Below are 17,481 nucleotides of genomic sequence, written 5' to 3'. Positions count from 1 at the left end.
CACTGTCCCGAACATCAACCTGCCATGGACTCCGGCACGCTGCTCAGCCGGCTGATGGACGTGCGTCGCACCAGCGAAGTGTTGATTGAGCCGCTTGAAGCCGAAGACCTCTGCCTCCAGGGCATGGCCGATGCGAGCCCTCCCAAATGGCATCTCGCCCATACCACCTGGTTTTTCGAAACCTTTGTGCTGATCCCGCACTGCCCTGATTACGAGCGGGCGGATCCACGCTGGAACTATCTGTTCAACTCCTATTACGACGCGGTTGGCCCTCGGCAACCCAGACCGCAACGGGGCTTACTCAGCAGGCCGCCGATGGCAGAGGTGATCGCATGGCGGCACAAGGTGAATCAGGCTCTGGAACACCTGCTCAAACGCAGCGGCGATTCCCCTTGGTTGGAACTCGTGGAACTGGGCCTTCAGCACGAGCAACAGCACCAGGAGTTGATGTTGATGGATCTTCTCGATGCCTTCAGCCGTCAGCCCTTAGAGCCGGCCTACCGAACGGATTGGCAAGAGCCCGCAGGCGCTTCCAACGACGGCACAGCTCCCGTTTGGCTGGAGTGTGCGGGGGGCCTGGTGGAGATCGGCCAGGACATCCAACACCACAACACCCACCATTCCCATCGCTTCCATTTCGACAATGAGGAGCCACGTCATCGCGTTTGGCTCGAGCCCTATGCCCTGGCCGATCGCTTGGTGAGCAACGGCGAATACAAAGCTTTTATCGAGGACGGCGGATACGAGCGCCCCGAACTCTGGATGAGTGAAGGCTGGGCCATCTGCTCAGAGCGACAGTGGAAGGCACCGCGCTACTGGCGCCAGCAGCTTGATCCACCAGCCTGGTCCTGGGAGTTCACCCTGGCCGGACGCTGCCCGTTAGAAGCCCATCGCCCAGTCCGCCATCTCAGCTGGTTTGAAGCGGATGCCTATGCACGCTGGGCTGGATCTCGCCTCCCAACGGAGGCCGAGTGGGAAACGGCCGCACTGGAGCAGGGGCAGCAGCTCAAGCAAAGCCATGCTGAGCTTTGGCAATGGACCGCAAGTCCTTACAGGCCCTATCCGGGGTTTCAAGCGGCCCAAGGAGCCGTTGGCGAGTACAACGGCAAGTTCATGACCTCCCAATTTGTGTTGCGGGGCAGCAGTCAGCTCACCCCGAAGGGCCATGCCCGTAACACCTACCGCAACTTTTTTGCTCCCTCTAGCCGCTGGATGGCGGCAGGCCTGCGCTTGGCCCGATGACCACAACCTCACAACAAACGGATCAAACAACTGATCCAACAACCGAACTGATCGACCTCCATCCGCCAGCAGCGGATATGCAACAGCTCGTCCGGATCGGTCTCAACCGATGCCCGCGCCAACTCCCGGCCTGGTTTCTCTATGACGAGGAGGGCTCTCGCCTCTTCGATCGCATCTGCCAACTACCCGAATACAGCCTCACCCGCACCGAAATTGCTTTGCTCGAGGCGCGTGCCCCCGAGATTGCAGCCGCGATCGGTGACGGCGTGATTATTGAATTCGGGGCTGGAAGCGCCAAAAAAGTTGGCCCCCTTCTCGATGCGATCCATCCCGCCGCCTACGTGGCCCTCGACATCAGTGCGGAGCACTTACGCAAAGCCACCACAGCACTGCAGCAAAGTCACCCAGGGGTGCCAATGCTGGGAATTTGCTGCGATCACAGCACGCTGACAGCATTGCCGGAACACCCATTGCTGCGAGACCAACGACGCATCGGTTTCTTTCCTGGCAGCTCGCTCGGCAATTTTGAACAGCACGATGCCGTTCGCGTGCTCCGCCATTTCAAGCAATTGCTGAGGGGGGGACCTCTCCTTCTTGGTCTGGACCAACCCAAAAGCAAGATCCGCCTAGAAGCGGCCTACAACGACGCCACTGGCATCTCAGCAGACTTCGCACGCAACTTGCTGCATCGCCTCAATGCCGATTTGGGAGCGAATTTTGACCCGCAATGCTTTGCGTACCAAGCGCGTTGGCAAGCCGACCAACAGCGAGTGGAGATGGCCTTGATCAGCAGCTGCAACCAAGTTGTCAGGATCGCCGGTGACCGTTGGACCTTCGAATGCGATGAACCACTGATCACTGAATACAGCCTCAAATACAGCCCTGAGCGGGCTGTTGCGTTAGCGCAACAGGCCGGATGGCGCTGGGTTCGCCGCTGGCATGATCCAGATGACGATCTCTCCTTGCATCTCCTAGAGGCCCCAGACTGAGATCCAACCCTTCATCCCTGCTGAGCCATGAGTCGCGACGAGCAACGGGCCACAGTTCGCCTCCAACGTGAAACCCTGATGGAAGAGCTAGAAGCGGTGTATCGCAATGCCTTCGATCGCCTGGGTGCACTGGAGCTCGGGGAGGGATCAGTCGCTCGTCTCACCCAGCTGTTGCTCCGTTCACGGGAAGGTGCGATCAATCCGCTGGAAGAGGAAATCGAAGCTCCATTGATCACACGCGCACCGGATCAAATCCCATGAGTCCCACCTGGCTGGACAACCTCGAACGCGGATTGGAGGAACGGCTTGAACAGTTTTTGCGCAGCAATCCAGCTCAGGATCAACTTCTGCGCGAACAGCATCTCCAGGACCGCCAAAGGGATCTACACAACCGTCGCGGGCAACAGCAACTCCAAGCGAGGGAATTACGCCGCCAGCTGCTCACCCTCGCCGAACAGGTCCAAGCCTGGACAACGCGTAGCGAGAAAGCACGAAGGGCTGGTGCCCTTGAACTCGCACAACGGGCGGATCAGCACGTTGCTGCTCTGATGCAGCAAGGTCGCGAGCTCTGGGAGGAGTTCGAGGCACTTGGGCTTCAGTTCGCCGAACTCGAAGCGCAGCTCAACAGCCTTAAAACCCAGGAAAAACAGTCCACATCCAGGCTCAGCCTTGATGAGGATTGGGCCTTATTTGAAGCACAGCAAGAGCTTGAAGAACTGAGGCGCAATCAAGGCCTCAACTAATCGAACTTGAGATTGCTCTGGATCAAGCCTTCGGTGCGGGAGGCTCGAGGCTCACGTTTTCAGGCGGAGGGGTGGGGTCTGGATCAGCAATCAGCATGTGCTGGAGGACAATCTCAGGACGCTCACTATCGCGCCAGCGGATGCGATAAGCGGGCATCTTGGTGCCTCGGCTCGTGGTCTGCTCCACTGGCTCCATCACCCATCCGCGACGGGAACGTCCCTGCGGATTGCGCTTGACCACCGCATCGGCGTGTTTGAAGCGGAAACCTACGCGCTCACCACTCATGGGAATTGGACCCTGCCACTGGGTTAATTATCCATGCTGACAGGTCACCCCTCAGGTCGCATCAATGGGAAGGCAATGACATCACGAATCGAGGGGCTGTCAGTCAGCAACATCACCAGGCGATCAATGCCAATTCCAAGTCCACCCGTAGGGGGCATCCCCACTTCGAGGGCCTGGATGAAATCCTCATCCACTCCGCTGGCTTCCACATCTCCGGCAGCACGACGTTCCTGCTGGAGCTCCATGCGGCCTCGTTGATCCAAAGGATCCGTGAGCTCACTGAAGGCATTGGCCGTTTCTCGTCCCACAATGAATAACTCAAACCGCTCCACAAGCCCTGGCTTGCTGCGGTGTTTACGCGCCAGGGGTGAAATTTCCTGGGGGTAATCGAGCACAAAGGTGGGCTGAATCAAATTGGGTTCCACAGCATGCTCAAACGCTTCGTTCAACAGCCGTCCAACGGTGTCTGCCTTATCAGGCGTCGGGAGATTGGCGGCTTGCATCGCCTCCACAGCCGCTTCACGGGTCTCGAAGCAGGTGAAATCAAGGCCGGTGGCCTCCTGTACGAGTTCATGCATCGTGGCGCGCCTCCAGGACGGCGTCAGATCCACCTCCACGCCCTGGTAGCTGATGCGGGTTGTACCGCATACCTGCTCACAAACCGAAGCGATTAGCTGTTCGGTGAGCGCCATCATGTCGTTGTAATCGGCATAGGCCTGATACACCTCCACCGACGTGAATTCAGGGTTATGGCGCGTGCTCACCCCTTCGTTGCGAAAGATCCGCCCGAGCTCATAGACCCGTTCAAATCCACCCACCACGAGCCGTTTGAGATGGAGCTCCGTGGCAATCCGCAAGTAGAGAGGCAGATCGAGGGTGTTGTGGTGCGTGATGAACGGCCGCGCCTCAGCGCCTCCGGCTTCGGACTGCAAGACCGGTGTTTCGATCTCTAGAAAGTCGCGTTCATCCAACCAACGCCGGATCGCACTCACGGCCATCGCCCGACGACGGAACGTCTCACGGGACTGCGGCGTCACGATCAAATCCAGATAGCGCTGTCGATAGCGCTTCTCCACATCCGCGAGACCATGCCACTTATCTGGCAATGGCTGCAGCGCTTTAGTGAGCATCTGCCATTCGCTCACCTTGACGGACAATTCACCCCGATCCGTACGGCGCAAGATGCCGTGAACCCCGATGAGGTCACCTGCATCCACCAAGGAACTGAGCTGAGCAAAGCTGTCGCCCAGCGTTGCTTTCTCGAGGAACAACTGGATCGTTCCCGTTTCGTCCGCCAGCGTGAAAAACGCAAGCTTGCCCATCACCCGGCGCGTCATCACCCGACCAGCAACCGAAACCTTCAGGTCTCGCTCGGTGCCATTTGCAAGATCAGCGTGATCGGATTGCAGGCGAGCCATGCGATCGGTCAGATCAAAACGCAATGCATACGGCTCTTGCCCCTGTTCTTTGAGAGCATTCGCCTTCTCCAAGCGGGTCTCACGAAGTTCAGACAAGAGAGAAGAAGCAGTCGGGCGCCATCCTGCCCCGCGGCGGGCACAAGAGCGAACGGATCACGCCAAATTCATCAAACTGCTGCAGGTGCTCCTGCAGGTTCACCCATGCGTTGGGACGCGTAGCCGATCCCTCTCACCGTCAGGATCAGTTCAGGATTGCGCGGGTCGGGCTCGAGCTTGCCTCGCAGGCGTGCCACATACACGTCAACAACCCTCAGATCAGCCGCACGTCGGGGCGGATAGCCCCAAAGCTGCTCAAGGATTTCGGCCCTAGGGACCACATGACCTGGGTCGCGGAAGAGCAATTCAAGAAGGCTGAATTCTGTGTAAGTCAGAGCAATGCGTTCGGTTCCCCGGTTCACCTGACGGCGATTGGTGTCGACCACTAAATCTCCAACACGCATCACGCCTTGGCCACTGGGAATCTCGCGGGGCTCAACGGTGGCAGAACCAGACCCCACCCGTCTCAGGATCGTGGAGATGCGGGCTTCAAGTTCCTTTGGGCTAAAGGGCTTTGGAAGATAATCGTCCGCTCCAAGGTCAAGGCCAGCCACGCGTTCGGAGATGGACTCCAAGGCCGAGAGAAAAATAATCGGGACGCACGACTCAGCGCGTAAACGCCTGCAGACCGCAAAGCCATCCATCTTGGGAAGCATCACGTCGAGAACGACGAGATCCGGCGATTCACTGTGAAACATTTCCAACGCCTCCTCACCATCCTCAGCGGAGACGACGTCGTAACCAGCCAATTGCAGACGCATCAACAAAACCCGTCTCACTGCGGGTTCGTCGTCCACCACAAGAATGGTTCCTTTTGCAGAAGGCCCATCTGTGGGCATCGCAACACAATGTGAAGAGAATTGACTCTACCGGTCGGCGTGAACAGTTCGTGAGCAGCCAAAAGTTAGGGGCTCAGGCTTTCGATTGTTTTTATGTTTTCAATTCAACGCAACCCATGAGTGCAACTCGTGAAGGCATTAGGGCCATCGCGCCTCTGAGTAACGGTTCCACTGCTCAGCAGCCGTACGCACTGCCTCCTCACTGCTGATCTGACCCAACATCGCCCGTTGTAATTGGGTGTACACGATGCTCTGAAGACGCTTGACACCGGGCGTCGCAGGGACCAGGACCCGGGCCCGCTCCAGCGTCTTGGCAGAGAGAAGCCTTGCCTCTCGAATTTGAGCCAACTCAGGGGTTGCAGGACGCTCGGCTTCAAGCTCAGAACGCACCTGCCTGAGCGCCTCCAGGGAGGAGGGCAACACCCTGGCCTCGCGCGCAAAGCGCGCTTGGTTCGGCCCGTTGGTGAGATCGAGTGCAAACGACAACGCCTCTTGCGCGCGCTGACTCTGGCGAGGAACCGCAAGCGTCATCAAAGCCACGTTGGCGGTGCCATCGCCTCCTGTGAGTGGCGGTTGCGGTGAGGTCACCGCCGCCACGCCAGGGGCGTTGGTCTGGATGCTGCGTAAAAATTCAGCCCCACTGGCCAGCAGCGCGAGCTCTCCACTTTGGTAGAGCTCAATCGCCCGGCGTTGCCCCTGGCTGACCACTTCTCTAGGGAGAAGCCCCTCTCGATATAAATCGGTCCAAAACGCAAACGCCTTACGGCCCTCTGGAGAGTTGAATCCCGCTCGCTGTTTGTCATCCAGCAAGACGACCCCCATCTGCACCATCGACTCCAGCAATTCAGCTGAATCGTCGGGCACTGCCGTGACAAAGAGTCCGTAACGCCCTGTTCGCTCTCGAAGTTGACGGGCAAAGGCAGGAACGTCCTCCCATCGACGAGGTGGCGCGTTCACGCCCGCCTGTTGCAGAAGCTTCTGGTTGACCAAGCTGAGGCGGACCGTGAGATACCAGGGCAAGGCGATCTGGCCAGCCTTTGGATCGCGTGCCGCACGCCACACCGAAGGCAAATAGCGCTGAGCGGCATCGGGTGGCAACAGCGGCGTGAGATCGGTCAACCCCCCCTTGCTTGCCAAATTGGCCGCAAAGGGGGGGTTGAGATTCACCACATCAGGGGCGGTGCGCGCAAACACTGCAGCCAGAAGCTTCCGTTCCACCGAGCCCCAAGGCAAGTCGGTCCAGCGCACCGGTGCATCGGGATGGCCATCGTCCCAGCGGTCAATCACCTGTTCCATGTAGGTGTTGAACTTGGGCGCTAATTGCAGTGTCCAAAGCTGGAGAGCTCCTTCTGGCGCTGCGGCACGCCGGCAGCCCCCGATCAGCAACGACGTGCTGACCAGGGCCAGAGCGAGCCACCTACGACGATGGGAAGTGTGCTGAATCATGCGGGAGTACGCCGTCGCCAGATCAGAAGTTGCCAAGACCCAATCATCGGGGCCATCAGGCCCGTCATCAGCCCTTGCGCCAAACAGGTGTGCAATGCAAAAGCTTGGGCCAAAGGTGCATCCACGCCTTCAACCAACAGCTGCGCCCAAAGAGTTAGCCCTAGCAACATCGTGCCAATCCAAGCCAACAATCCCAAATTGAGACTGCGTTGAATCGGTGGTCCGCGCCGCCCCAGCCATCCCCACCACCAGCCCAACAGCATCAAAGCGGGCACCTGGCTGGCATCTCCCACCGTGAGACCGTCCAGGACTAGCCCCATCGCCGCACCCGCAATCAGACCCGACACCGGTCCATCAACCAGCGCCCAAGGCAGCAGCCACAACACGGCCCAGCTCGGCAATACACCGCCCAAGCTCAGCCATGACGGTGCCGCCAAGCTGATCAACGGCACCAACAATCCAGAGGCAACACAGATTGGTTGTCTGTGAAGACGAGCCATCGATCAGCGCCTACTCACCTGGACCCAATCGATCGCATCCGGAGGCGCAATCAACTGAACCAAAGCCGTTGGAGCCGGCACCGCCCTGGAGTTCAAGGACTGCACCACGGCCACCGGAAGGTTCGCAGGCAGCAGGGTGCTGGCTGGGGAGGTGCTCACTAGATCGCCGGGTCGCACCTTCACATCTCGATCGATGAATTTCAATTCGGGGCGGGACGTTCCCATGCCCACCAGCAGGGCATGTTGACGGGTCCGTGGCACCCAAACCCCAACTCGACTCCCGGGGGCGGTGAGCAAACGCACAAGGCTTGTGGCAGGGGTGGCACTTTGAACCCGGCCAATCAATCCACCTGGACCGATCACTGCATCACCTTGTTGGATGCCATCCAGAGTCCCCTTTCCCAGCACGATCTGTTGCCACCATCCCGCAGGCGTTCTGGAGATCACAGCAGCTGAAATCGCGTTGTTGGCACCTTGACGATCCAGCGCAAGCAACCCCCTTAAACGGGCGTTATCCACCTCGAGCAGCTGCAAACGCGTGGCATCGTTCTGCTGCTGCGCTGACTGGATCCACTGTTTCTGAGCTGAACCAGGCCAAAATGGACGCGTCAGAAAGGCATAGGCATCAACAAAGCCTGCGCCCTTGCTCCAACGCACCATCCCCAGCACGCCGAGAAGAACGAGCCAAGGCCAGATTCGTTTCAGGCTCCGGGAACGCGTTCCCTGCGGCCACGGCGAGGAGCCCATTGTAATTAGAGGCTCGTAGCAGAACGAACGAATTCAGGTGTATCCAGCACACGCTGCAGGCGCTTGTAATCCTCCAGCACCTGACCGCAGCCATTCACCACGCAGAGGAGCGGATCTTCCGCAACGTGGGTGAAGATCCCCGTTTCATGGCTGATCAGGTCACTAATCCCCCTCACCAGGGCCCCACCGCCAGCAAGCATGATTCCGCGATCAACGATGTCTGCTGCCAGCTCAGGAGGGGTGCGTTCGAGTGTGCGCTTCACCGCCTCAACAATCACGTTGAGGGGCTCAGCGATGGCCTCGCGAAGGTCACCCGCCTGGAGCTGAATCGTGCGCGGCAACCCAGAGAGGAGGTGCAAGCCACGCACATCCATCACCGTCTGATCGAAGTCGTTGTCTGGGAATGCGGAACCGATTCGAATCTTGATGTCTTCGGCGGTGCGCTCGCCCACCACCAGGTTGTGAACCTTTTTGAGATGGACACCGATCGAATCGCTGATTTCATCACCGGCCACTCGAACCGATTCACTCAGGACGGTGCCTCCGAGGCTGAGCACCGCCACTTCGGTGGTTCCACCCCCAATATCCACAATCATCGTGCCGACTGGCTCCGTCACCGGCAAACCAGCACCAATCGCCGCGGCCACGGGCTCGTCGATGAGATGCACTTCTCTGGCACCGGCCAGGCCTGCCTCACGTACGGCGCGGCGCTCCACACCCGTCACACCGCTGGGGATCCCCACGACCAAGCGTGGGGCAACGATTCCGCGGCCCTCGTTGCCTTTTTGAATGAAGCTTTTGAGCATCTGCTCTGCAGCATCAAAATCAGCGATCACGCCATCACGCAGGGGCCGCACCGCACGAATGTTCCCTGGCGTACGGCCCAACATCAGCTTCGCTTCATCTCCAACCGCCAGGGGCACCCCCCGCTCGAGATCAATCGCCACCACTGAAGGCTCTTGCAACACAATCCCCTTGCCGGAGACATAAATGAGCGTATTGGCAGTGCCGAGGTCGATACCGATGTCACGGGAAAGCTGAAATCGACGAAAAAGCACTGGCTATGGCACAAGTCGCAGAATCTTAGGTGGGGTGTCATGCACCGGCTGATACATCCGGCGCTGAGGGTGGAACTCCTTAAAAGCAGCTACGACAACCGTGGCGCATCATTAATCCACGCAAAACCAAACCTTCATGAGTGTCAATTCCGTAACGCTGGTCGGCCGGGCTGGCCGAGACCCTGAAGTTCGCTACTTCGAATCAGGAAGCATGGTGGCCAACCTGACCATTGCCGTGAATCGCCGCAGCCGCGACGACGAGCCGGATTGGTTCAACCTTGAGATCTGGGGAAAACAGGCCCAGGTTGCCGCTGATTACGTCAAAAAAGGATCACTCCTCGGCATCATCGGCAGCTTCAAATTGGATCGCTGGACAGATCGCAATAGCGGCGAAGAACGCAGCAAGCCTGTCGTTCGGGTTGATCGCCTCGAACTTCTGGGCTCCAAGCGCGACAGCGAAGCGGGTTCCGGCGGGTTTGGTGGAGGAAGCCCCAGCGACGAAGAGGTTCCTTTCTAAATCAATCAACCATGGCGACCGGCTACTCCCAGCATTGGGAGGGGATCACACCAACCGGTCGCTGGTAAGCCTCAAGCTGGTTAATCGGCGGACTGGCGGCGACGCCAAATTCTGAGGGCAAGCCAAATCCCACCAGCCAAAACGGCAATGACCAGGCCCACCTTGATCACTTTGGAGACGGGGTCGATCCAGACCTCAACGTTGCTGTAGCCCTCACCAAGCACCATCCCGGCGATGGTGAGCAACAGCGTCCAGATCAAGCTGCCAGCCGTGGTCCAGATTAAAAACGGAGCCATCGGCATCAATTCAATGCCAGCAGGAACCGAAATCAGAGTGCGAATGCCTGGTACCAACCGTCCCCAAAACACCAAAGCAGTGCCATAACGGCTGAACCAGCGGCGGCTCCGCGCGAGCTCCTCAGGGCTGATGCCGATCCAGCGACCATGGCGCTCCAGCCATTGCTCAATGCGTTCTTCATTAATTAGGCGGCCGATGCCGTACCAAGGCAACGCACCCAGCACCGTTCCGATCAAACCCGCAAGGACAACGGGGATGAATTGCAATTGTCCTTGCTGCACATAAAACCCTCCCAAGGGCATGATCAGTTCTGAGGGGATGGGCGGAAACAAGTTTTCCAGAAACATGGCGGCAAAAATGGCGCCATACCCCAACCATTGATTCGCCTCAACGGCCTGTCCAATCAGCTCTGGCAGCTGAGTAATCAGTTCAGACAGACCCATTCACAATGATGACAAAGCGAAGCCAGTCTTTCATACTTTATGGCCAAACGGTATCCTCGATAACGACGTGATTCGCGCATCAGAATCGGCGATAGATAGAAGAAAAAATATCTACGCATTCGAATCAGAAAAGCATCATTTGAGACGCTAGGCCTCAGGCGACCCCAAACCGTTTGGGACCCGAGGGAGCTCAGAGCACAAAGCCGATCGCTCAAAATCTCATCATTAGATCGAACAAATCCTTATCAATACTCTGAACACCTCACCCATCAATCAAGCAAAGAAGCTGCGTTGAAAGCGACGCTCACCAGGCCGATCAAATGCCTGAAATGTCCACCCAAACAGGCCTACTCGAAATCATCAGCTCCACAACAGAATGATAACTTTAAATTCCAGTCAAAAATAAACTTAATTCAAACAATTCGCCGCTTAGCAGGCAATCTTTAAAAACATTAAGCCAAAAAAAAAGGCTGCTTTCGCAGCCCTCTTCAATCAGTTGAAAATGATCAATAACGATAGTGATCAGGCTTGTAGGGACCTTCCACAGGAACGTTAATGTAATCGGCTTGATCTTTGCTCAACTCAGTAAGCTTGCATCCGATCTTCTCAAGATGAAGGCGAGCCACCATCTCATCAAGGTGCTTAGGCAACACATACACCTCTTTGCCGTACTCACTGCCCTTCGTGAATAGCTCAATCTGAGCCAACACTTGATTGGTAAATGAGTTGCTCATCACGAAACTAGGGTGACCAGTGGCGCAGCCCAGATTCACGAGACGGCCTTCGGCAAGAAGAATAATCTTGTTGCCGCTTGGCAGGGTGATGTGGTCCACCTGAGGCTTGATGTTGTCCCACTGGTAAGACTTCAACGAAGCGACATCGATCTCGTTGTCGAAATGTCCGATGTTGCAGACGATCGCTTCGTCCTTCATCTTGACCAGGTGCTCATTACGGATCACCTGGTAGTTGCCCGTGGCGGTCACAAAGATGTCCATCTGATCCACCACATCCTCGAGGCGGACAACCCGGTAACCCTCCATCGCAGCCTGCAGTGCGCAAATGGGATCCACTTCAGCAATGCAAACGGTGGCACCAAGCCCACGCAATGACTGCGCAGAACCCTTGCCCACATCGCCGTAACCAACCACGAGGGCTTGCTTGCCAGCCACCATCACGTCGGTCGCGCGCTTGATGCTGTCAACCAGAGATTCACGACAGCCATAGAGGTTGTCGAACTTGCTCTTCGTGACCGAATCGTTGACGTTGATCGCAGGGAAAGGAAGCTCTCCGTTCTTCTGCATCTTGTAGAGACGAGCCACTCCCGTGGTGGTCTCCTCGGTCACACCCTGAATCTCAGCCTTGATGCGGCTGTAGAAACTGGAATCCTTGGCCAACTTCTTCTTGATGGAAGCGAACAGGAAGGTCTCCTCTTCGTTGGAAGGGTTATCGAGCACGGTGATGTCCTGCTCAGCCTTGCTACCCAACATCACCAGACCGGTGGCATCTCCACCGTCGTCCAGGATCATGTTGGGCGTTCCGCCATCGCCCCATTCGAGAATGCTGTGGGTGTAATCCCAGTACTCCTCAAGGGTTTCACCCTTAACGGCAAAGACTGGAATGCCACCAGCAGCCATCGCAGCTGCGGCGTGGTCTTGGGTGGAGAAAATATTGCAGGAGGCCCAGCGCACATCGGCACCAAGCTCGACCAGGGTTTCGATCAGAACAGCTGTCTGAATCGTCATGTGGAGGGAGCCGGCAATCCGGGCCCCCTTCAAGGGCTTGTCCTTGCCGTATTTGGCACGCAATGCCATGAGACCGGGCATCTCGGTCTCAGCAATATTGAGTTCCTTGCGACCAAAATCGGCTAAACCGATATCTGCAATGACGTAGTCCTTTGCGACCTGAAGTTCGGCCGTTGCCGCGGCTGTTGCCACCATATTGAAAAGCTCCCTGGGGAGGATGTGAACGATAAATACTTCGGAGACGCCGAGGCTTCGGGCTCCCTTATTCGCCAATCTACAGATGAGACAAGGATCCTTGACGATCTCGAGGCCACAAAAGTCCTTGGCCGGATGCTGGCAGCGCGCCTCAAGCCACACGACATCCTGCTCCTACAGGGACCACTCGGTGCAGGCAAAACCTCTCTGGTGCAGGGGCTAGCCGATGCTCTAGGAATCCAGGAACCGATCACCAGCCCAACCTTTGCACTGGCTCAGCACTACCCCGAAGGCACCCCACCACTGATCCATCTCGACCTCTACCGCCTCGAGCAAGCCTTCGCAGCCAACGACCTCTTCCTTCAAGAAGAAGAAGAAGCCTCTGCGATGGGAGCCCTGCTTGTGGTGGAGTGGCCTGAAAGGCTCAGTCTTTCCCTCCCTGACGCCTGGTTTTTAGCTCTCGATTACGACCCTGGCGGGGGACGCAGCATCTCGCTGCAATGCCCGAAAGTCACGCCTGCACGCAAGACGACAACCAGCGAGAGATGACCTGATCCACAACCAAAATCAAGCACGCCACCAACAGTGCTGGGATCAAAGGCAAACAGCCCCCCTGGAACACCTCTGGAATCACGCCCGTGGCAAACCCCAGCAGAACGGCTTCTCCCCCGATAACCGACAAAATGGCGCCGATAACGGACCATCGCAGGCCATAAACCGCCCCCACCAGCATCGGGAACAACAATGCGAGACCCGAAAACGCGTGGGTTGCCAGCGACAAAATTGCCTCCGGCGGACGAAGGGCAATGACCAGACCAGAGACAGCAAGTGCGATCACCACCAGCTGCCCGACCCGCACTTGCTCCGGCAAAGACGCTTGCGGACGCCAATACCTTTTATATAAGTCGCGGGTCAGCATGGAAGACAGGGCCAACAACTGCGAATCCAAAGTGGACATAAACGCTGCCAAAGCCCCCACCATCACGATTCCTGTGAGCCACTCCGGGCTGTAACGCCCAAGCATCAACGGCATGATCTGATCGGATGCGCGACCCACCAGATCGGGGAAGGACAGATGCCCCCACATCCCGATCATCACGGGACAAATAAACAGCACTCCCGCCACGACGGGGTAAAGCACCATCGACTGTTTCAGCGAGCGGTCATCCCCAGCAGCGAAAAAACGCATCAGCATCTGCGGAAACATCGGAAGACATAACGGCCAAAGGAGCAAGTAACTCGCCATCATTCGAGGCGTAAAAAAATCATTGCGTCCAGCCCCGCTAAAGAGATCAGGAAGCTGTTGCAAAAGCGTGCGATTTGCAGTTTGAACTCCACCAACACCCAAGGCGACAGCCACAAAAGCCATGAGCATCAGCAAAAACATCAGCACTCCTTGAAGCACATCGGTGCGCGCCACGGCTCGCATCCCGCCGCCAACGACATAGAGCACAATCACAACCGTGAGCAGGACTGCTCCCACTTCAAAAGGCACGACGCCTCCTGTGAGACTTTCCAGTAAATACCCCGCACCCAAAGGCTGCAGGGCCAAATACGGAAGGGTGAACAGCACCATGACGGCAAGCACCAATAAGCGCACCCCTTCCCCAGGCAGGAGATGGCCGATCAATTCGGAAGGGGTGATGAGGCCATGTTGAGCGCTGAGTCTCCGCACCCGACAGCCCAGGCTGCCGAAGCTGAGAGCGGCTAATCCTGTTCCAAAAGCCATCATTGGGTAATAGGCAATCCCGATTCGATATCCCGCGCCAGCAAAGCCAAGAAAGAAGAAAGCACTGAAATTGGTTGCAATCAGCGTGAAAAACAGCACACCGGCACGCAGGCGGCGATCGGCCAAAAAATAGGAGTCGGCGCTGTTGGTTTGTCCCCCAAGACTCTGAGCACCTAGCCAGAGCAAAGCCAACAGGTAGACAACAAGTGAGATGAGCGCAGAAATCAGGGTGGTGGTCATGGGCGGGCGATCCAAGCCGCGATCAGGGTGAGTGCCGCCTGAAGGACGATGAACATCAACACCCAAGCAGGCATACCAGCCCAAAACGGCAAGGCCGATGCAGCCTGAAGATGCACCACTAATGCCAAAACGACAGCAGCGAGCAGGGCCAACCATGGCAAGCGGCTTGGCATGACAACCATGAATCGCCCTCCTTCTCAACCTCCATTCTGATCAATCACTGTTTCAGCCCAAGACGCCACACCAAGGCAACAAGAGTGCAGCGTCTCAACGCAGAAGGCTTCATCCTGGAAACACTGCACGCCAAGCCATGAGCAAGGAGCATGACACCTCTCTCGAAGCGTTAAGTGCCAGGGGTGTGCGTCAGATCGCTATCACCTGGGACAACCACGCCGGCGAGTCGCTCGTCAAGGTTGTTCCATTGCGCCGTTGGCAACTCGCCATCGACGTTGGCGTTGGCTTCTCTCCGATCTCCGACGCCTTCCGCTCGGACGGAATCATCGATCCGACTCATCGCCTCACCCGACCGGATGGGGATCTGCGCCTCAAGGCTGATCCATCATCACTGGCGATGCTGGACCCCGATCAAGGCTGGGCCTGGGCCGCCGGCGAACGATGGAACCGCAACGGCTCTGGTGCCTACGAGGCAGATCAGCGGCACTTCTGCCGCCGAATGGGAGAAACATTGCATCGAAGAGGCCTCTCCCTCACTGCTGGATTTGAACTGGAGTGGGTCGTCATCACCCCAGACAACGATGGCTCCCCAAAGGCAGTGATCGCCGGAGGCCCCTATGGCGCGGACCGCTTGATCGAAGGCCTCGATTACGCCTCGGCACTCCTCGAGGCACTGGATGCAGCCGATGTGGACTGGCTCCAATTTCATCCCGAATATGGCCCCTCCCAGTTCGAACTCTCCTTCGCAGCCCAAGACCCCCTTCAAGCGGCGGACCAACTGATTCGTGCCCGATTGGTGATTCAACGCGTGACGCGCCGCTTCGGCTGGTTCAGCAGCTTTAGTGCCAAACCCAGGCTCGACTGGGTTGGGAATGGCGGCCATCTGCACTTCAGTGTCCGAGATTCGCAAGGCCCCTTGCTAGAGGAAGGTTCCGGACCCTATGGGCTTCGTCCTGAGGGCGAAGCGCTGATCGCAGGGGTGCTCGAACAGCTCCCTGGACTGGTAGCCCTGGCTAGCCCCTCGCCCGTCTCTTACCTACGCCTAGTGCCCAGCAGCTGGTCTGCACCCTTCCAGGTCTGGGGGATGGAGAACCGTGAGGCAGCCGTTCGGTTCATCCCCACCGCGACAGATCAAAGTGCCGCCCACCTGGAGATCAAGGCAGTCGATCCCACTGCAAATCCCTACCTGTTACTCGGTGCACTACAGGCCCAAGTGCTGGATGCCATGAGAAATCAACGCACCCTTCCACCAGAGCAGGTCGGCGATCCTGCACTCGTTAAGGACCACAGCGTTTGCAGGCTTCCAGCCAGTCTTGTTGAGGCACGACTAGCGCTGGAGCGCGACGCTGTCCTCCTTGAGGCCATGGGCCCGCTGTTGCACGGATCACTCTTAGACAGCCTTGCCGCTGAAATCCACCGGGTCGAAACCAAATCGGAGGAGCAACAAGTGAGTGACAGTTGCTGGTGGCCGATCGTGGGAGGACTGGTTTAGTTGGATTGTTTATGCCTTGGTCTTCTCTGCGCTGATCTGGTCTGCGACCCAGTGCCTGCCATGCCAAACGCCGGCCAATACGACTTGGCCAAGTTGGGCGTCGATGTGTGTTTAGGGGGATGATCGACGCTTGATCTCAGTGGTGGGAGCCAACCGAATCAACTCAGACTGAGCTCATTCAGCGATGAAGTCCAAAGCTTGAGGAGACGCAAGCGATCCACCATCCTTAGCAACGTCCAACCGTCATCGATTTAGGAAGGTACGAACATCCTGCTCTCGCGGCTGTGGATCGATGGCTCCGGCGCCGCTGCAAACAAGAGCACCGCAGGCTGACGCAAAGGACAGCCGCTCATTCACGGGACGATCCCAACAGTGCAAGAGACCCGCAGTGAATGCATCACCTGCCCCAGTGGTGTCGATGACCTGAGAAGGCTGAAACACCGGCATACTCCCAGCCTCATGCTCGATCAACCAGCGAATGGGGTTGGCTCCATCGGTCACAACCACATCGGGCTGCTGCGGCAAATCTTTAGCGACAGCAGCAGGATCATCACTGCCGAAGAACCACAACGCCTCCTCCCGAGCCAATTTGATCAGGGAGGCTTGTTCCAACAACGGCTTGATCAACGCCAATGCATCAGCGGTAGGACCAGCCGCTGGATCTGCCTCGGGATCCCAAAAGGTGGGGCGCCAATTCACATCTACAGCAAGCGCAAGGCTTGCCGCCTGGGCTTGAGCCAATAACCACCGCAGCGAATCAGCAGAAGTTGGCGTTGCCAATGGAATCGTGCCAACGAGCAACCAGCGAGCCTGCTTCGACACCATCGGCCAAACCGCTTCCAATTCGTCACGATTCAGCATCTGATCGGCAAAACCCAGGGCGTGATCTCCTGCAAAACCCTGAAACACGCGCTCACCATTGGTATCGCGACGAACCAACACCACCCGACTTGGGTGACTCACATCGCGTTGAAGGGCTTGAACAGCCACACCCCGCTGCTGAAACACATCACGAAAGGCAGAACCAATTGCGTCTTCACCAAGTCGACCAACCAGAGCGACAGGAGTTCCTAATCGGGCAAGAGCACAGGCCACATTCGCGGGTGCACCGCCCAAGCGATCATCACAGGCTTCAGGAGCTGCCGTCACGGGGTCTCCCCCCAACGGTCCAAGTCGATCAACCAATGCCTCACCCAGGCACATCACACGAGGAGCCAAACCAGAAAGATCGGCCATAACAGCAAGTCGGATGCCTTAAGGCTGGCTGCGGCTCAGCGTGATGCCAACC

The 17,481-nt window shown here is 57.6% G+C and carries 19 protein-coding genes; 7 read left to right on the top strand and 12 right to left on the bottom strand.

The features are described from left to right. Positions 1–24: 24 nt before the first annotated feature. From egtB to SIC18_RS03515, 4 genes are read left to right on the top strand one after another with little or no spacing between them, the layout of a single operon-like run. Positions 25–1,242: an ergothioneine biosynthesis protein EgtB gene (egtB, locus tag SIC18_RS03530; protein ID WP_413430164.1), complete on the top strand. Its 1,218-nt coding sequence runs from the start codon at positions 25–27 to the stop codon at positions 1,240–1,242. Then, positions 1,239–2,231, top strand: a complete 993-nt coding sequence (gene egtD / locus SIC18_RS03525) for an L-histidine N(alpha)-methyltransferase (protein WP_413430163.1) — start codon at positions 1,239–1,241, stop codon at positions 2,229–2,231. Before egtB ends, egtD begins: the two co-directional genes overlap by 4 nt. A 27-nt stretch (positions 2,232–2,258) precedes the next feature. Next, positions 2,259–2,492 (top strand): hercynine metabolism small protein, encoded by a 234-nt coding sequence (locus SIC18_RS03520; protein ID WP_048347697.1) that lies wholly within the window; start codon positions 2,259–2,261, stop codon positions 2,490–2,492. After that, positions 2,489–2,974 (top strand): hercynine metabolism protein, encoded by a 486-nt coding sequence (locus tag SIC18_RS03515; protein WP_048347696.1) that lies wholly within the window; start codon positions 2,489–2,491, stop codon positions 2,972–2,974. Before SIC18_RS03520 ends, SIC18_RS03515 begins: the two co-directional genes overlap by 4 nt. Positions 2,975–2,996: 22 nt before the next feature. Here SIC18_RS03515 and SIC18_RS03510 read toward each other — a convergent pair whose 3' ends face one another. The 7 genes from SIC18_RS03510 to SIC18_RS03480 all read right to left on the bottom strand — a co-directional run bounded on the left by SIC18_RS03510 (position 2,997) and on the right by SIC18_RS03480 (position 9,364). Then, the gene (locus SIC18_RS03510) at positions 2,997–3,260 is read right to left on the bottom strand and encodes a hypothetical protein (protein WP_006042532.1); all 264 of its coding nucleotides are present in this window, start codon (positions 3,258–3,260) and stop codon (positions 2,997–2,999) included. Positions 3,261–3,304: 44 nt separating this feature from the next. Continuing rightward, on the bottom strand, positions 3,305–4,774 hold the full coding sequence (gene lysS, locus SIC18_RS03505) for a lysine--tRNA ligase (protein WP_048347695.1): 1,470 nt from the start codon (positions 4,772–4,774) through the stop codon (positions 3,305–3,307). Positions 4,775–4,845: 71 nt separating this feature from the next. Beyond that, complete coding sequence (gene rpaB, locus SIC18_RS03500; protein WP_048347694.1) at positions 4,846–5,613, bottom strand: response regulator transcription factor RpaB; 768 nt, start codon at positions 5,611–5,613, stop codon at positions 4,846–4,848. A 138-nt stretch (positions 5,614–5,751) separates the two neighbouring features. Then, positions 5,752–7,059, bottom strand: a complete 1,308-nt coding sequence (locus tag SIC18_RS03495; protein ID WP_048347693.1) for an ABC transporter substrate-binding protein — start codon at positions 7,057–7,059, stop codon at positions 5,752–5,754. After that, positions 7,056–7,559, bottom strand: a complete 504-nt coding sequence (locus tag SIC18_RS03490; protein WP_048347692.1) for a hypothetical protein — start codon at positions 7,557–7,559, stop codon at positions 7,056–7,058. The genes SIC18_RS03495 and SIC18_RS03490 overlap by 4 nt, the downstream gene beginning before the upstream one ends. Positions 7,560–7,562: 3 nt before the next feature. After that, a complete protein-coding gene (mreC, locus tag SIC18_RS03485) occupies positions 7,563–8,306 on the bottom strand; it encodes a rod shape-determining protein MreC (protein ID WP_048347691.1) in 744 nt (247 codons plus the stop codon). 5 nt (positions 8,307–8,311) lie between these two features. Further along, the gene (locus tag SIC18_RS03480; RefSeq protein WP_048347690.1) at positions 8,312–9,364 is read right to left on the bottom strand and encodes a rod shape-determining protein; all 1,053 of its coding nucleotides are present in this window, start codon (positions 9,362–9,364) and stop codon (positions 8,312–8,314) included. 136 nt (positions 9,365–9,500) lie between these two features. On the opposite strand from SIC18_RS03480, the gene SIC18_RS03475 reads away from it, so the two are divergent. Beyond that, positions 9,501–9,881 carry a single-stranded DNA-binding protein gene (locus SIC18_RS03475; protein ID WP_011618097.1) on the top strand — a complete coding sequence of 127 codons (381 nt, stop codon included), beginning with the start codon at positions 9,501–9,503 and terminating at the stop codon, positions 9,879–9,881. Between the two features lie 80 nt (positions 9,882–9,961). On the opposite strand, the gene SIC18_RS03470 is transcribed toward SIC18_RS03475, so the two are convergent. Then, on the bottom strand, positions 9,962–10,621 hold the full coding sequence (locus SIC18_RS03470) for a DedA family protein (RefSeq protein ID WP_048347689.1): 660 nt from the start codon (positions 10,619–10,621) through the stop codon (positions 9,962–9,964). Positions 10,622–11,127: 506 nt separating this feature from the next. Next, a complete protein-coding gene (ahcY, locus tag SIC18_RS03465) occupies positions 11,128–12,558 on the bottom strand; it encodes an adenosylhomocysteinase (protein WP_048347688.1) in 1,431 nt (476 codons plus the stop codon). A gap of 24 nt (positions 12,559–12,582) precedes the next feature. Here ahcY and tsaE point away from each other — a divergent pair, with 24 nt between their 5' ends. Next, positions 12,583–13,107 carry a tRNA (adenosine(37)-N6)-threonylcarbamoyltransferase complex ATPase subunit type 1 TsaE gene (gene tsaE, locus SIC18_RS03460; protein ID WP_413430162.1) on the top strand — a complete coding sequence of 175 codons (525 nt, stop codon included), beginning with the start codon at positions 12,583–12,585 and terminating at the stop codon, positions 13,105–13,107. Here the strand turns inward: tsaE and SIC18_RS03455 are convergent. Further along, positions 13,070–14,527: a sodium:solute symporter family transporter gene (locus tag SIC18_RS03455; protein WP_413430161.1), complete on the bottom strand. Its 1,458-nt coding sequence runs from the start codon at positions 14,525–14,527 to the stop codon at positions 13,070–13,072. The two genes, tsaE and SIC18_RS03455, sit on opposite strands and share 38 nt — an antisense overlap. Beyond that, entirely contained in the window at positions 14,524–14,709 is a 186-nt protein-coding gene (locus SIC18_RS03450; protein WP_048347685.1) for a hypothetical protein, read from the bottom strand. The genes SIC18_RS03455 and SIC18_RS03450 overlap by 4 nt, the downstream gene beginning before the upstream one ends. A gap of 128 nt (positions 14,710–14,837) precedes the next feature. Between SIC18_RS03450 and SIC18_RS03445 the strand changes: the two genes are divergently transcribed. Further along, positions 14,838–16,193, top strand: a complete 1,356-nt coding sequence (locus SIC18_RS03445; RefSeq protein WP_413430160.1) for a glutamine synthetase — start codon at positions 14,838–14,840, stop codon at positions 16,191–16,193. Positions 16,194–16,436: 243 nt separating this feature from the next. Here the strand turns inward: SIC18_RS03445 and SIC18_RS03440 are convergent, their stop codons facing one another. Beyond that, a complete protein-coding gene (locus SIC18_RS03440; RefSeq protein ID WP_413430159.1) occupies positions 16,437–17,429 on the bottom strand; it encodes a carbohydrate kinase family protein in 993 nt (330 codons plus the stop codon). Positions 17,430–17,481 lie beyond the last annotated feature (52 nt).

Source organism: Synechococcus sp. Cu2B8-bc1011, from assembly GCF_047302735.1.
GTDB lineage: Bacteria > Cyanobacteriota > Cyanobacteriia > PCC-6307 > Cyanobiaceae > Synechococcus_C.
Note: the sequence above shows the minus strand (reverse complement) of the source record. Positions and strands in the feature narration are given on the sequence as shown.